Here is a 16342-nt window from a genome sequence, read left to right as displayed (position 1 = left end):
AGAACAATGAAAAATGTAGTGAAATTAGATCATTATTATCATCCTGATGAGCTGACAGAAGCGTTAAATAAGTTTGTAGAAAACTACAACAATTGCAGGTGTCATGAGGCTTTGAACAATCTTACGTCTTCGGATGTGTATTTTGGTCGAGCAGATAAAATTTTAGAACAAAGAGCAATTATTAAACAACAAACAATTGCAAAAAGAAGGCAATTGTATTATCAAGAAAAAATAATAAATTTATAAACCAAACACTCTCTTAATTTTTAGAAAGAGGTGTCTCATTTATTTTGACAACATACAGTTAGAGTAAAATATTCCGATTATTATTTACCTTATGAAAATGCTAATCAATTTATCGAAATAGGTGATTCAGTTGTCAAGAATAAAGGTAAAACATCTTTACATATTTTTAGAAATAAAATTTTAATAAAAAGTTTAATTATAGAATAAACATATCTAATCATATTACAATTAAAAATCTCATTAAAATCTTCTTAAATTACTCACAAAAAAAGCTGCTACAAATTGTAAAAGCTTCCATATATTATTCTAAATATTTATTAATTTAAATTCTTTTGATAAATATAATCATCCATGATGTATCCATTTCCGATGTCAAATGTTTTTGATTCCATATTCTTGAAACCATTTTTCTCATAAAAACGAATTGCCTTCGCATTGTGTTTATTCACTGTTAAATGAACAGCTTTTGCACCTTTTTCTTTCGCATAATCTACAACTCTATTCAGCATCAATTGTCCAATTCCTTTAGTTTGATTAGACTCTTTCAAGTAAATTTTGGATAAGAAAACAGTATTATTTTCATCTAATTTGTAATGCAAATAACCAGACGGAACATTATCTATTTTCAGGATTTCCCAAACATCTCCATTTGCAATTCCTTCGTTTACTTTGTCATTATTATACATCATATCAATCATATAATTGATTTGATCTTGCGATAATAAATCCTTGTAACATTCGTTCCAAATCTCATTTGCCAAAGGTTGAACCAAATGAATATTTTTCTCATTAACCGTATGAAAATGAGGATAAACGTCCAATTTTACTGGATTTATTTTTTGATTAATTTCTATATTCTGTAAAATTTCTTCTTTACGCTTTTCGATATCTGCAGAAAACATTTCCATTGTCCATTTACGTTTAAGATGATAGTAATAGAAAACACCAATAAATAGAAAAATAATTGTTTCTCCAATCCAAACAAATTTTGACTTACTCAATTCAACAGGATTCATGATATCAATATCAATTATACTAGTTACTTTAAGAGCCACTAATATAAATACTAATAGAACAATTCCAAAAAAATACATTCCAATAACACTTAGAATTGTTTTAACTTTGTTCTTCTTAAAAAACTTAGCTAAAAAATAATATTGTACCGAGAACAAAAATAATATAATAAAATCCACTTAATTTAAATTTTTATATCTTACAAAAATACGAAAAATATGCCCGCAAACATTTATATTTGTATGAAACATATCAAAACAAAAAGTGATTTATTATGTATAGCGATAAATTTCAAAACTACTTAAAAACGCAATTGAATGATTTAGAAGAACAAGGATTATTCAAAAAAGAACGTATCATTGCTTCTCCTCAAAGTGCAGAAATTACATTAGAAAATGGTAAAACGTTACTTAATTTTTGTGCAAACAACTATTTAGGGTTATCTGATAATAAAGACGTTATCTCAGCTTCTCAAAAAATGTTAGATGACCGTGGATACGGAATGTCTTCGGTTCGTTTTATTTGTGGAACGCAAGATGTACACAAACAATTAGAGAAAAAAATCGCTGATTTCTTAGGAATGGAAGATACGATTTTATACGCTGCTGCTTTTGATGCAAATGGTGGTGTTTTCGAGCCTTTGTTTACAGAAGAAGATGCGATTATTTCTGATGAATTAAACCATGCTTCTATTATCGATGGTGTTCGTTTATGTAAAGCTGCTCGTTATCGTTATAAAAACAATAATATGGCTGATTTAGAGGCGCAATTAATTGCCGCTTCAGAAAAAAATCATCGTTTCAAAATTATTGTAACAGACGGGGTTTTCTCTATGGATGGTATTGTTGCCGACTTAAAAGGTGTTTGTGATTTAGCTGAGAAATACGATGCTTTGGTAATGGTTGATGATTCTCACGCAACTGGTTTTATTGGAAAAACTGGACGCGGAACACATGAACATAACGAAGTAATGGGACGTGTAGATATCATTACATCTACTTTAGGTAAAGCTTTAGGTGGTGCAATGGGTGGATTTACTTCTGGTAAAAAAGAAGTCATCGAAATGTTACGTCAAAAATCTCGTCCATATTTATTCTCTAACTCTTTAGCTCCTGGAATTGTTGGTGCTGCTTTACAAGTGTTAGAAATGTTAGAAAAAGATACTTCTTTACGCGATAAGGTAATGTGGAATGCTGAATATTTCCGCAAAGAAATGGTTGCTGCTGGTTTTGATATTCCAGAAGGTGATGCTGCAATTGTACCTGTTATGTTGTACGATGCAAAATTATCTCAAGTTATGGCAGACAAATTATTAGATGAAGGTGTTTATGTAATCGGATTCTTTTTTCCTGTTGTTCCTCGCGATAAAGCACGTATTCGTGTACAATTATCAGCTGCACACACAAAAGAACAATTAGATCATACAATTGCTGCTTTCACAAAAGTTGGTAAAGAATTAGGAGTGATTAAGTAAGAATACTGAATTTATTTATACAAGCCGTTTCATATTTCTGAAACGGCTTTTTTGTTCTAAAATAATTTTTCAATTAATAATTAACGCCATCTTTTGTCTCTCAAAATCCTTACTTTTACAACAACTCAACGAAAGAAAATTTAAAAATGGCTCAATTCATAGAAAATGTTGTAAAAGATTTAGTCCAAAATCAGAAAAACTTTATCAACACCACTTTAGTTTTACCAGGAAAACGTCCAATGTTATTCTTCAAACAAGAATTTCAGCGTCAAGCGCAGAATATCATTCTTCCACAAATGAAAAGTATCGAAGAATTGATGAGCGAACTTTCTGGTTTAGAAATTATTTCTGGAATTAATCTATGGTTTAAAGCGTATCAAGCCTATAAAAAAATCGTTGAAAAGCCTGATTCTTTCGAAGATTTTATCAAATGGGGACCAACTGTTTTGAAAGATTTTGATGATATCGATGCTTCTTTGCAACCTGCGCATAAAGTTTTAGACTATTTGGTTTCGGTAGAACGAATTAGTCAATGGGGAGATGGAAAAATTGAGATTGGGAAAAATGAAATCATTCAAAATCACCTAACGTTTTGGGGAATTGTTTCGAAATTATATTTTCAATTGCAACAAGATTTATTGGATTCGAAAGAAGGATATGCTGGAATGGTTTTCAGAATTGCGAGTGAAAAAGTTGAAGAGATTATTGAAAACAGAACTTCACATTATGTTTTTGCTGGATTTAATGCCTTAACAAAAGCAGAACAAGGACTTATTTTTCGATTAGAAAAGGAGAATTTAGCCACTTTATATTTTGATGCGGATAAATATTATTACGAAAATCCTAATCAAGAAGCGGGTTCTTTTCTTCGAAAATATAAAGAGAAAATAAAACCAATTAATTGGGTGGTTGATGAATTTTCCAAGCCCAAAAATTTACAAACAATTGGTGTTGCAAAGCAAGTTGGACAAGCAAAATATATTGCAGATTTAATTAGAAATCTCAATGAAGATGAAATAAAAAATACCGCCTTGATTTTAGCTGATGAATCTATTTTACCAGCAATTCTCAATTCATTGCCCGAAAATATTACACATCTTAATATTTCAATGGGAATTCCCTTGCGTTCGGTTCCGTTAGCGCAATTTTTCAAATCAATTTTTGAGTTACAAATGAATCGGGAGAAATTAGGAAAAGGAACCATGTTTTATTTCAAAAATGTCTTACAAATTCTTGAAAATAAAACTTTATCTCTTTTTAGCACGGATGAAAGTCGAAAATTAATTGGAGATATTCGATTACAAAATCGAATATTTAATTCTCAAAATTCGATTCAAAATGCCTTAGGAGAATCAATCTTTAAATCTATTTTTCATATTCCAAAAAGTATCACTGAATTTATTCATCATCTAAAAAATTGGACAGACGAATTACTGCATCATCCTTCGATGAACGATTTGTTGATGAAAGAATATTTATTCTTTTTCAAAAAAGTTTTCAATCAATTACATGAAAATTTGTTAAGTGTTGATGATATCAAAGATTATAGAACCTTATTTTTATTATACAACAAAATCGTATCTTCTGAGACAATTTCCTTTATTGGAGAGCCTTTGAAAGGTTTACAATTGATGGGATTATTGGAAACTCGTTTATTGAATTTCGATAATATTATCATGACTTCTGTGAATGACGAAATTTTGCCTTTGGGAAGACAAAATAATACATTTATTCCGTACGATATTCGCAAACAAATGAAATTGAATACATTTACCGAAAATGATTCGATTTATGCATATCACTTTTATCGTTTGATTCAGCGTGCAAAAAATGCTTATTTTGTGTATGATACAGAAGCTGACGGAATGGGTTCTGGAGAAAAATCTCGCTTTTTGGCTCAAATCAAATTTGAAAGCAATCACAAAGTGAAAGAAACTTTTGCTGCACCAAGTTTTGTCACAAAACCTTTGAAAGAAATCATTGTTCCAAAAACTGACGAAACAATGGCAAAGCTTCAAAATTGGGCTGAATATGGAATTTCACCTTCTTCACTTTCAACCTATTTACGCAATCCGTTAGATTTTTATGAGCAACGTGTTTTTAATGTAAATGAAGTGGAAGAAGCCGAAGAAATTGTAAGCGCAAGAACGTTAGGGAACATTGTACACGGCGCTTTGGAGGATTTGTACACGCCTTATATTGGACATATTTTGCATGAAAATGATTTCAAAAATATCGAAAAAATAAAAGACAAAACCTTACAAGAGCATTTTAGCAAAGAATATAAAGATGGACATTTGGACAAAGGACCAAATTATTTGATTTATAAAATTGCAGAGCGAATTGTGGATGGCGTTTTGTCTAAAGATACGACTACAGCAAAGGAAAATGAATTTGTAATTCGAGCTTTGGAAAGCAAGCACGAAGTTGATTTTGCACTAACAAATGGCAAAATTGTAAAGCTAAAAGGTGTAATTGACCGAATTGATTCTGTCAATAATCAAATCCGAATTATTGATTACAAAACTGGTTATGCAAAAGATATTTCGGTGAAAACCGAAGAAATAGAAACCGTTTACCAAAAAGAAGATAAAGCGAAACAATTGCAATTAATTTTCTACGCTCATTTATTTTATGCGGATAAAGAAAATCTAAATAAAAACATTGAATTGTGTATTTATCCAATCAAATTTCCAAATAAAGAATTGATTAAACTTTCGGTTGATAAAAATACAACCATCGATTATTCGATTGTCGAAAATTCTACCGCACCAATGTTAACATTAATCGAAGAGATTTTAAATCAAGAAATTCCGTTCAAACAGCCAGAATAGTACACAATACACTATAAAGAAAACCCTTTGTAAACACTACATACAAAGGGTTTTATATTTAATTTGGTGTACAAATCAATTTATATTCTTAATAATTTGCTAAAAAATAGTAGTTTTGGAAAAGTTTAAAATCGCATAATGAAAAACAATAAACTTTTTATAGCTATTATTATTGCCCTTCTTATCGGGGTTGCGCTTGGAGGATATGTACATTATAATACCTCTCCAGAATTTATTAAAACATTTTCGACTAACATAAAACTTCTTGGTACTATTTTTATTCGTCTTATTCAGATGATTATTGCGCCTTTAGTTTTCTCAACATTAGTAGTTGGTATTGCTAAAATGGGCGATATGAAAATGGTTGGACGTGTTGGTGGACGTGCAATGGGTTGGTTTATCACAGCTTCACTTACTTCTTTGGTGATTGGTGCTATTGTTATCAATGTAATGAAACCTGGAGAAGGATTGAATATTGAAATCGATTCAAGTTCTGCTCAAGATTTATTAAAAGGTCAAGCTTCGCTTACATTAGAACATTTCATTACACATATGATTCCTAAATCTGTTTTCGAATCATTTGCAACAAATGAAATCTTACAAATCGTTGTTTTCTCTATTTTCTTTGGTGTCGCAATGGCAGCTTATGGAAAAGAAGGCGAAATGATTACGAAAGCGTTAGATAAAATTTCGCATATCGTTTTAATTATGGTTGGATATGTAATGTGGACTGCGCCATTAGGAGTTTTAGGAACTATTTCTGCTGCTATTGCAACGTACGGATTCGGTATATTCTTACTTTATGTTAAATATTTAATCGCCTTTGTAATTGGTATTTTGCTTCTTTGGGCTGTTTTAATTTTGGTTGGATATTTCATCTTAGGAAAACGAGTAATCGACTTATTAAGACACATCAAAGCGCCATTATTAATCGCTTTCTCTACAACTTCATCAGAAGCTGTATTCCCAAAATTAGTTGAAGAATTAGAAAAATTTGGGGCTCAAAAGAAAATTATTTCGTTTACTTTACCGCTCGGATATTCCTTCAATTTAGATGGATCGATGATGTACATGACGTTCGCGTCGCTATTTATCGCGCAGGTTTATGGAATTCACATGCCGATCGAGAAACAAATTTTGATGTTATTAGTCTTAATGCTTACATCAAAAGGTGTTGCAGGTGTACCAAGAGCTTCATTAATTGTAGTGGTTGCAACTTGTTCGATGTTTGGAATTCCACCAGAAGGAATTGCGTTGATTTTACCTATTGACCATTTCTGTGATATGGCTCGTTCGATGACAAATGTACTTGGGAACGCCTTATCTACAGTTGCTGTAGACAAATGGGAAGGACACGTCGCAATTGAGCAAACATATACACACGATGATGATCATCACAAAGCTTAAAATTGCTTTTCAAAAATATAATAAGAAATGCGACCCTATATAGGTCGCATTTCTTATTATAATCTCATTCGTTAACCGATTACAATTCATTATATTTTGGGAATTTAGGATGAACAATTCGTTTCCATTCCGGATGCTTTTTGATGTAGGCATACACATAAGGACAATACGGAAACAAAGGATTTTTATGTTCCTCCAAATAAACCAATGTTTTTTCTACCAAAGCAGCTGCAACGCCTCTTCCTCCTAATTCTTCAGGAACTTCGGTATGAATCAATTTGATAATATCATCTTCTTGTTTATAATCTATAAAAGCGATGTATCCATCAACATTCAGCTCAAAGCGAAAAGTTGATTCATTTTTTACAACCTATAAAGGAATTAATTCTTCATTCATATTATTTCTTTTTTTATGACAATAATCCTATAAAAATCTGTTTTCAGAATTGATATACATTAAAAAAGCAACCAAAAACTTTGATTGCTTCTTCCTAATACTTTATACTGATATCAACTCTATTAATGTTATTTCTGGCCAAACCCCTACTCTTCCTGGGTAAAAATGATAACCAAATCCGCGATTTACATTGATAATCTTTCCTTCAAAATCATAAAAACCTGCCCATTGCGGATACACATATTGCGCCGGACTCCAACGCAAACCAATTTTCGGAACTTCAATTCCTAATTGCATTCCATGCGTATGTCCAGACAAAGTCAAGTCAAAATGTTTCGGATGATTTTTCAATATCTCATTCCAATACGAAGGATCATGTGACATCACAATCTTAAAATCTACTGTATTTACATAATTCGAAGCTGCATCAATATCACCTAATTTCTTAAATCGTGTTCCCCAATTCTGAACGCCAATCAACGCAATTTTTTCACCATTCTTTGTAATAAATCGGTTTTCATTCAATAATAATTTCATTCCAATCTTAGGGAAAATCGCTTTAATTTTTTCAAAATTACCTTGCTTTTCTTCCTCCGTTTTCCAATCCGAATATTCTCCATAATCATGATTTCCTAAAACAGCAAAATTTCCATGTGGTGCTTGTTTTATTTTCGAAAAAACATCGTACCATTTATCCATTTCCCAATGAAAATTATTCACAATATCTCCCGTAAACAACAATATATCAAACTCTTGTTGATTAATTAAATCGACTGCATATTCTATCTTTTCACGATTATCCAAACTTCCCGAATGAATATCTGTAATATGTAAAATCTTGAAACCGTCAAACGATTTTGGTAAACGTTGATATGCCAATTTTTTCTTGATTACTTTGAAATTATATTTTCCAATTGTCATTCCATAGATCAAACTAAAAAAAGGTATTGAAGCCACTGTTAATCCAGAAATCATTACAAATTTTCGACGAGAAGGTAAATAAGAATCTTCTTTTGTTTGATGATTTGTAGTACGATTAAATAGCCAACCAAATCCTCTAAAAATATCTTGAACCAAGAAAAATAGAACCAGAATAATTCGAGGAAAACCAAACAACATAAACAAACCTGTTGCCCACATTGTCGTTTGCGTTTGACCAACATTACGATCAAAAAAGATTAGATTATATCCAAAATTACCCAAAACAAGTAACCACAAAAGCACATTTCCTAAAAGAATATACTTATTTTGAATGAATTTTTTAAAATTATAATACAGGTAAATTTCAAGTACGATTGAAATAATTATTGACGTGATAACACTATAAACAAACATTATTTTATTTGATTTTGAACAAAAATAAAAGAAATCTTTCTAACAGTGATTTATTATTATATTCTTAACAGAACATTATAAAATTTATAGATGATTCTACACAAAAATTTTCGTGATAAAAATGTAACTTTGTAGCATATTTTTAAGCATAAATTATGAAAAATAGACTACCTGTAACGGTACTTTCTGGATTTCTTGGAAGCGGAAAAACGACACTTCTTAATCATATATTACACAATAAAAAAGGACTTAAAGTAGCAGTTATCGTGAACGATATGGGCGCAGTAAATATTGATGCGCAAATGGTTTCTCGCGAAAATGATTTAATTCAAACGGATGAAAAATTGGTTGAATTGAGCAACGGTTGCGTTTGTTGTGAATTACGAGAAGATTTGATCGTAGAAATCGAGAAGTTGGCACAATCAGGGAAATATGATTATTTGGTTATCGAAAGTTCTGGTATATCTGATCCAGGTCCTATTGCGCAATCGTTGGATTTTGTTTCGCCAGATGGTAAAATTGATTTACCAAAAGTTGCACGTTTAGACACGTTGGTAACAATAGTTGACGCTTATAATTTCTTCAAAAATTTAGGAACTGATGAAGATGTTTTTGATCGTGGTTTTACAGAAAATAGAGAAGATAATCGTCCGATTGTGAATCTTTTAATCGATCAAATTGAATTTTCGAATGTGATTATTTTGAATAAAATGGATTTGGTCGAAGAAGAAACGTTGATGAATATTGAAGCGTTTGTGACAAAATTAAATCCTTCTGCTAAAATAATTCCTGCAAGTTTTTCTCACGTTGAATTAACTGAAATTTTGAATACCAATCTATTCGATTTCGAAAAAATTCAGGACATGGATGCTTGGGTAAAATTATTAGAAGAGCAAGAAAAAGAGGAACATCACCATCACCATGATCACGAATGTGGTGAACATTGTACGCACGAACACCACGATCATTTGGAAGAAAAATATGGAATGACTTCTTTTGTTTACAGACAAAAAATTCCGTTTCATGCAGAACGTTTTTTAACCTATTTGAATGATAATTTTCCTCCAACTATTTACCGTTCAAAAGGTTTATTTTGGTTAGCAAATCGTCCTGATGAAGCTATTTTCTTGAGTCAAGCTGGTGGTAGTATCCGAATTGATCCTGCGGGGGCTTGGTGGTGCTCGATGCCGTATGACGAAAGAATTCAGTTTGCAGCTTATCAATTTAATCAAAAAACAATTGACGCCAAATGGTCGAAAGAATGGGGAGATCGAATGATAGAACTTGTTTTTATTGGTCAAGGTTTGGACAAAGAAAAAGTTACACAAGAATTAAACTCTTGTTTACTGAATGAGCAAGAAATTGCAGAATGGCAAGCAAAACATAATTAAAATAAAAGAGCCTTATTTCGAATTGAAATAAGGCTCTTCTCTTATCATCCTTGTTCTGAAGATTTAAACAGATTATTGTATTTACCAAATTCACTTGTCCTTTCCTAAAGGCTCGGTTAATTATAAACAAGTATGTTTGTAATCAAATTTGGAACGAGTATTTATATTTTTTGCTTCTGATTAAATGAATAAATTAAGTAAAATAGAAATGGTAAAATAAATATCGAGCCGAGTAATAATGCCCAAGCTAACATATTTATCGTACTCAACGCACCGTAATCTGTTAATAAAGATAATGTTGAACCATCTTTGAATAATACCAAATTTGGAAAATGCGAATAAGTTGCCGCAAATAAAATCATCATCACAATAATTCCTGCGTAAACTTTCAACAAAGAATCCTTCGCTTTATTTAAGGCTGAAAGTAATAATACAATTGAAATTGAAGCAATTGCTATTGCGATATAACCGTAAATTTCTGATATAATCCAACTAAATAATGGAATGTTTTTCCAAAGTGAAACAGCAAATACCAATGCTCCAGCAACAAAAATTAAAGCTGTATAAATCTTGGCACGTTTTCTTAAAATCACTTTATCTTCATCATTTTTTACAGTTTGAATTGAATAAACCGAAGCCAAGAAAGCACAAATCACAACAGTGAAAATTCCGACCGAAAAATTAAACCAAGTCAACCACGAAAATATATATGCATCTTGAAACGAAAGTGCATTATCATCAATACTTCCCGAAACGATAGATCCTGCTATTATGCCCAAAAACAAAGGTGTTACAACACTTGAATAAGTAAAAATGACATCATACAAATTGTGCCATTTATCATTAATTGCATCATAATTTCTGAAAGTAAACGAAGTTCCTCTTGCAATAATTCCCAATAACATGATTACTAACGGGATGTGCAAATAATTTGAGATTTCTGCATACATCTTAGGAAAACCAACAAATAAAATAACAATGACAATGATTAACCACATGTGATTTGCCTCCCAAATTGGTCCAATCGAATTGTACATAATCTTCTTTGTACGTTTTTTGTAACTCTTTTCAGAGAACAATTCGACAATTCCAGCACCGAAATCTGCTCCTCCTAAAATTAAATATAAACAGATGGCAACCCACAAAAATGCTATTACTACGTAAATCATACTTAATGTTTTTCTGGTTTATAATTTGGATCTTCTGGATCGTAAAGCTTCGCAACCATTTGTATTTGTCGATTCATTAAGAACACCAAAATAATGGACAATGTGATGAAGACAAATGTGAAAATGTAAAACGAATATTGTATTCCTGGCATTGGCGTGATGGAATCTACCGTTCGCATAATTCCGTAAATAATCCACGGCTGACGACCAACTTCTGTTACCGTCCAGCCTGCTTCTAAAGCGATATATCCAAAAGGTGTCGCAATCATAAACAATTTATAAAACCATCGTTTTGTTCGCCAATCTTTCTTAAAGAATTGCGCAATCAAATAAATCACAGCTATTCCCATCATCAACATTCCGAATGTTATCATAATCTGAAATGCATAATGTACAACTGCCACAGGCGGCCATTCATCTTTCGGAAATTCTACTAGACCTTTTACAGGTGTTTTGAAATCTGAATGAACCAAGAAACTTAACACACCCGGAACTTTTATCGCATATTTAATCTCTTCTTTTGATTCGTCCACTATTCCACCCAAAACAAATGAAGCACTTTCTTCTGTTTTGAAATGCGCTTCCATCGCAGCCAATTTAATCGGTTGACGTTTTGCTACATCTTTCGCCGAAATATCACCACTCAAAGGTGCTAACATTGCTGCTGTAATCGCTAAAACAGAACTAATTTTGAATGCTTCGCGATGAAAATTTACATTCTTACCTTTCAAAATAAGATAAGCATGTAAACCCGCAACCGCAAATCCAGTCGCACAAAAAGCTGCAATTGTCATGTGCAACGCTTGTGAAAACCACGCATCGTTGAACATAGCTTTTACAGGATCTATGTTTAAATATTCGCCATTTATAAAATCGAAACCTGACGGAGAATTCATCCAAGCATTTGCAGCAACAACCAAAATCCCTGAAGCTAAACCACTAATCCCTACAATTACACCACAAATCCAATGAAACCATTTATTGAATTTGTCCCAACCATAAAGGAAAAAACCTAAAGCAATAGCTTCAATAAAAAAAGCTGTTCCTTCTAACGAAAATGGCATTCCGAAAATTGGTCCAGCGTGTTCCATAAATTTAGGAAACAATAATCCTAACTCAAACGAAAGCATTGTACCAGAAACTGCTCCTGTAGCGAACAAAATTGCAACTCCTTTACTCCACGCTTTAGTTAGTCCTTTGTAAATTTCTTTTTTAGTTCTGAGGTATTTGTAGTGAGCAATTGCCATCATAAACGGCATCACCATCCCGACACACGAAAAAACAATGTGAAAGGCTAACGACATCGCCATTTGACTTCTGGCAGCAATAAAATCGTCCATAAGCAGTTGTTTTTAATTTCTTTGTTGGTTAAAGTTACTAAATAAAAAGAGGCAATTCGATTTTGAATTGCCTTTTTTTATATGATTTTGATTATAATAATCTATTTAGACGTAGCTGGTAATAACCATTTGAATTGTGGTCCATCTTCAGGAATCACAATACGTTGCGAAATTCTATCCATTCTATCTGGGAATTTCATGATATAATCTCTTGCTTTTTCCGCCTCGGCATTCAATCCAGAGATTTTATCCAATTGCCAAGCTTCAATTAATTTTCGCATAATATCGATATAATCAAATGCTGTGTATACGCCAATACGTTGCGCTGCATCTGAAAACGCATCAAACAAAGTTCCTCTTTCTTCTCCAGAAGCTCTTAAGAAATGCGCTGGCATTACAATTTTAAGTTTGAACATATGTTGAACAGCTAACATCATTTCTGAAGGATCAGCTTCGAAAATACGACGAACAAATTCTGTATAAGCTAAATGGTGACGCATTTCATCTCCTGCAATGATTTTACACATGCGCGATAATTTTTTCGCTCCGTATTTTTTTGCAATTGCTGATACATTATTATGCGATACATAAGTTGCCAGCTCTTGGAAACTTGTATATACAAAGTTTTTGTAAGGATCGTGCGCTGTTCCAATGTCGAAACCGTCATTTATCAAATGTTGCGTTGTTACTTCAACTTCGCGCATATTGATACGTCCTGATAAATACAAAAATTTATTCAACACATCACCGTGACGATTTTCTTCTCCTGTCCAATGGCGAATCCATTTTGCCCAACCATTTTCTAGGTAATTTCCTTCTTCATCTACCACACCGTCCATTTGCATCAACCAAGATTCGTAGGTTGGCAAAGCTTCTTCGGTAATGGTATCTCCAATCAATGTAATCCAGAAATCATCTGGCAAATCTTTCGAAAGCTCTTGTAATTCTTTGATTTCGTCAAAAAAAGAATCTGTTTGAGAATTCGGTAAAAAATCTGTTGGTTGCCAAATTTTATCGGCTGGAACTAAGAATTTATCCATATAAGCATCAATATCTTTCTCAAGAAATTGCATTACTTCCAGGCGAACATTTTTTATTGACATATAATTATTTTATGCGGTTATACTACTTTTTACAGTTTTTTCGGTAAGCTCGAATATTTCATCAAACTTATAGTCACTCACTTTTAAGGGTTTATGGTATTGTATCGTTACTTTCGCGCCCAAATACATCGGGAACTTACCCCACTTTTCTATTTCCCACGTATTATTTAGTGTAACGGGAACAACATAAGCGTCTTTAGCATATTTCGTCAAAACTTTCAATCCATTTTCTTTGAAAGCCTTTGGTACTCCATTTTTGCTTCTTGTACCTTCTGGAAAAATAATAGCTGAATAATTATTTTTCTGAATGTATTGTGCTAATTTTTTTATTTCCTCTATTGCTTGTTTTCCGTTCTTACGATCGATTAATGCAGAACCTCCATGCGTTAAATTGTACGATACACTCGGAATTCCTTTTCCCAATTCTATTTTCGAAATAAACTTAGGATGATAATCAGCCAAATCATATTCCAACGGAGAAATATCATACATACTTTGGTGATTACTCACAAAAATCAATGGTACATTTTGTTTCAAATTTTCTCTTCCTTTATAGGTATACGTTGTACCCAAAATTCTTGTCCAAAAAACCAAAAGACCATTCATCACTTTTACACTTTTGTGATGAGCAGCATAACCTCCCAAATTGTAGCACAACCATTGCACAACATGCATTACCAACAACGTTAATCCATAAAAAATATAAAAGATTATAGATAACGGATAACTTAAAATTTTCTTCAACATTAGAAATTTAGACAAATTTAATAAAAAATTATGCTAAGCATAATATATTTTTCTAGGAGATTTACTTTATTAATTTCAAAGTTAACTTTTCTTGATGAGCTTCATCATAAAAAGTAATTTGATTTGATGATTTTACTTTAAAATATGCAGTTTTTTGCAAATTTTGAATCAAATTTTGAGGAATTTCGCAATCAGAATTCACTTGTTTTAAATGATTAAAAATTATAGCTTGATCTATTTTAGTATAATCAGCCGTAATAATTCCGCAAACCGTTTTCATTACCATTTTTTTCGTTGCATCTTCAAAAATAATGTAATCTCCTCCATCATTTATATTCCATTTACCCGACAAATCGCTAATTTCTGAAGTCACAACTTTAGTTTCGGAAACTGTTTTGGTTGGTAAACAACTTGTTAATCCTAAAACAAAAAACAAAAGTATTGCTTGAATTGTATATTTCACGTGGTTTTATTTGTAACGAAGGTAGAAATATTTTGAATATTACGGATTGATTTTTTTAATATTCAATTTTATTAAGAAATTTGTTCTCTAAATAAGAAACAATGGCGAACACAAAGAAAGGAGAAGTTTTTACGGATCAAAATAACATCAAAAAAGTAAAAATAGAACGAAAACCAAGTTTTCCTAAAATCTATATTTTAACTGATGATTGTCAATTCGTGGAAGATGGTTTATACGAATTAGATTTTTTTGAAACGCCAAGTGTTACCAATTTCAAATCTGAATTGAATCCAACTATTCCTGCAATTAACTTTAAGCAGTTAAGTGAAAAAGGAAAAGTTAGTATTTGTAAGTAAAAAATTTATATCCATTTACTTCTCCTGTAGATTTAACTAAAATTTCATTAATTAGTTTTATTTTATCTTGATCTGAAATTGATTGTTTTAATGCTGATTGTATTTCAGATACATCCTCGAAAACATCAATCAATTTATCTAAGAATATTTCACTATTTGAATTCAAATATGACTTTTTTTCGTTCTTTAAAGTGCTCATTCTTAATATATGGTTATTTATTGATAATTTTTTTGAAGAATCGTTTTCTTTAAATTCATCAAAAAAATAAATTATTAATCTTACTAATAGTTCAGAAATAGAATCTAATAATCTCCTTATTTCATCTAAATTATCAAGATAAAAATTTTTAGTTAAATGAATTTCTTTAAAGGTTTTATTGTCTAAATGAGCAAAAAATTGTGTTCTATATTCTCGTATTTTTACAATTAAATCGTTATAAGTAGTATAGATATTATTATTTAAATATCGGATCTCTTCACGTTCGTTACATCTCTTTAAATTGAATAATAAGTTATCTATATTAATTAATGAGTTTTTATCATTAGAAGAATCAGATAACAATTTATGCAGATTGATTATATTATAATGACTATTAAAAAGAATTTGATATTCTAAAATATCACAATAAGAACTATCATAAAACTCCATATCAAATACATTATTATAATTTGTTTTTGATAATAAAAATTGTTTTCCTCTTACTATTAATTTATGTAACTCAATAGTTTCATTAAAAATAAAATTGAATCTTTGAATTTTATCCCCTAGATTCTTTTTGGAATTAATATCCATTTTGCAATTATATAAAAAAGTAAATAAATATAAAACAAAAAACCCACACTGATAATCAGTATGGGTTTTCTTTAGATTGTGATCCAGTCAGGATTCGAACCTGAGACCTACTGCTTAGAAGGCAGTTGCTCTATCCAGCTGAGCTACTGGACCAATCCAAAATTCTATTACTAAAATTCGTCGGGGTGGCAGGATTCGAACCTGCGACCTCCTGCTCCCAAAGCAGGCGCGATGACCGGGCTACGCTACACCCCGAGTGGTGTTTTATTTCTA

At 31.5% G+C, this 16342-nt stretch carries 14 protein-coding genes, 2 tRNA genes and 1 pseudogene; 6 read left to right on the top strand and 11 right to left on the bottom strand.

What is annotated here, in order from left to right; all coding sequences use genetic code 11:
* Positions 1-246: pseudogene (locus B4G36_RS08885) on the top strand (IS3 family transposase); the annotation flags it as partial.
* Between the two features lie 317 nt (positions 247-563).
* On the opposite strand, the gene B4G36_RS08880 reads toward B4G36_RS08885, so the two are convergent.
* Positions 564-1301 carry a GNAT family N-acetyltransferase gene (locus B4G36_RS08880; protein ID WP_291063439.1) on the bottom strand — a complete coding sequence of 246 codons (738 nt, stop codon included), beginning with the start codon at positions 1299-1301 and terminating at the stop codon, positions 564-566.
* Positions 1302-1534: 233 nt separating this feature from the next.
* On the opposite strand from B4G36_RS08880, the gene kbl reads away from it, so the two are divergent.
* The 3 genes from kbl to B4G36_RS08865 all read left to right on the top strand — a co-directional run bounded on the left by kbl (position 1535) and on the right by B4G36_RS08865 (position 6975).
* Positions 1535-2734: a glycine C-acetyltransferase gene (kbl, locus tag B4G36_RS08875; RefSeq protein ID WP_291063437.1), complete on the top strand. Its 1200-nt coding sequence runs from the start codon at positions 1535-1537 to the stop codon at positions 2732-2734.
* 146 nt (positions 2735-2880) lie between these two features.
* Complete coding sequence (locus B4G36_RS08870; protein ID WP_291063435.1) at positions 2881-5568, top strand: PD-(D/E)XK nuclease family protein; 2688 nt, start codon at positions 2881-2883, stop codon at positions 5566-5568.
* A 138-nt stretch (positions 5569-5706) separates the two neighbouring features.
* Positions 5707-6975: a dicarboxylate/amino acid:cation symporter gene (locus B4G36_RS08865; protein ID WP_280037926.1), complete on the top strand. Its 1269-nt coding sequence runs from the start codon at positions 5707-5709 to the stop codon at positions 6973-6975.
* A gap of 79 nt (positions 6976-7054) precedes the next feature.
* Here B4G36_RS08865 and B4G36_RS08860 read toward each other — a convergent pair whose 3' ends face one another.
* Together B4G36_RS08860 and B4G36_RS08855 are read right to left on the bottom strand one after the other, a co-directional pair.
* Positions 7055-7312 carry a GNAT family N-acetyltransferase gene (locus B4G36_RS08860; RefSeq protein WP_291063447.1) on the bottom strand — a complete coding sequence of 86 codons (258 nt, stop codon included), beginning with the start codon at positions 7310-7312 and terminating at the stop codon, positions 7055-7057.
* Positions 7313-7474: 162 nt separating this feature from the next.
* Positions 7475-8596, bottom strand: a complete 1122-nt coding sequence (locus B4G36_RS08855) for a metallophosphoesterase (RefSeq protein WP_312192795.1) — start codon at positions 8594-8596, stop codon at positions 7475-7477.
* Positions 8597-8862: 266 nt separating this feature from the next.
* On the opposite strand from B4G36_RS08855, the gene B4G36_RS08850 reads away from it, so the two are divergent.
* On the top strand, positions 8863-10098 hold the full coding sequence (locus B4G36_RS08850) for a GTP-binding protein (RefSeq protein ID WP_291063431.1): 1236 nt from the start codon (positions 8863-8865) through the stop codon (positions 10096-10098).
* 161 nt (positions 10099-10259) lie between these two features.
* On the opposite strand, the gene B4G36_RS08845 is transcribed toward B4G36_RS08850, so the two are convergent.
* From B4G36_RS08845 to B4G36_RS08825, 5 genes are all read right to left on the bottom strand, one after another.
* Positions 10260-11267, bottom strand: a complete 1008-nt coding sequence (locus B4G36_RS08845) for a cytochrome d ubiquinol oxidase subunit II (protein WP_291063429.1) — start codon at positions 11265-11267, stop codon at positions 10260-10262.
* A gap of 2 nt (positions 11268-11269) precedes the next feature.
* Entirely contained in the window at positions 11270-12607 is a 1338-nt protein-coding gene (locus tag B4G36_RS08840) for a cytochrome ubiquinol oxidase subunit I (RefSeq protein WP_291063427.1), read from the bottom strand.
* A gap of 101 nt (positions 12608-12708) precedes the next feature.
* A complete protein-coding gene (locus B4G36_RS08835; protein WP_038333672.1) occupies positions 12709-13710 on the bottom strand; it encodes an acyl-ACP desaturase in 1002 nt (333 codons plus the stop codon).
* Positions 13711-13719: 9 nt separating this feature from the next.
* Positions 13720-14454, bottom strand: a complete 735-nt coding sequence (locus B4G36_RS08830) for a lysophospholipid acyltransferase family protein (RefSeq protein WP_125350403.1) — start codon at positions 14452-14454, stop codon at positions 13720-13722.
* A 64-nt stretch (positions 14455-14518) separates the two neighbouring features.
* Positions 14519-14920: a hypothetical protein gene (locus tag B4G36_RS08825; RefSeq protein WP_221855789.1), complete on the bottom strand. Its 402-nt coding sequence runs from the start codon at positions 14918-14920 to the stop codon at positions 14519-14521.
* Between the two features lie 101 nt (positions 14921-15021).
* Here B4G36_RS08825 and B4G36_RS08820 point away from each other — a divergent pair, with 101 nt between their 5' ends.
* Entirely contained in the window at positions 15022-15276 is a 255-nt protein-coding gene (locus B4G36_RS08820) for a hypothetical protein (protein ID WP_280061974.1), read from the top strand.
* On the opposite strand, the gene B4G36_RS08815 is transcribed toward B4G36_RS08820, so the two are convergent.
* From B4G36_RS08815 to B4G36_RS08805, 3 genes are all read right to left on the bottom strand, one after another.
* Positions 15260-16069, bottom strand: coding sequence for a hypothetical protein (locus B4G36_RS08815; RefSeq protein ID WP_291063424.1), 810 nt, complete (start codon positions 16067-16069; stop codon positions 15260-15262). The genes B4G36_RS08820 and B4G36_RS08815 overlap by 17 nt on opposite strands.
* 79 nt (positions 16070-16148) lie before the next feature.
* Positions 16149-16222: transfer RNA gene (locus B4G36_RS08810), tRNA-Arg, on the bottom strand.
* Positions 16223-16249: 27 nt separating this feature from the next.
* A tRNA-Pro gene (locus B4G36_RS08805) sits at positions 16250-16324 on the bottom strand.
* Positions 16325-16342: the final 18 nt, after the last annotated feature.

This window comes from Empedobacter sp. UBA3239, assembly GCF_002362875.1.
Taxonomy (GTDB): Bacteria; Bacteroidota; Bacteroidia; order Flavobacteriales; family Weeksellaceae; genus Empedobacter; species Empedobacter falsenii_B.
Note: the sequence above shows the minus strand (reverse complement) of the source record. Positions and strands in the feature narration are given on the sequence as shown.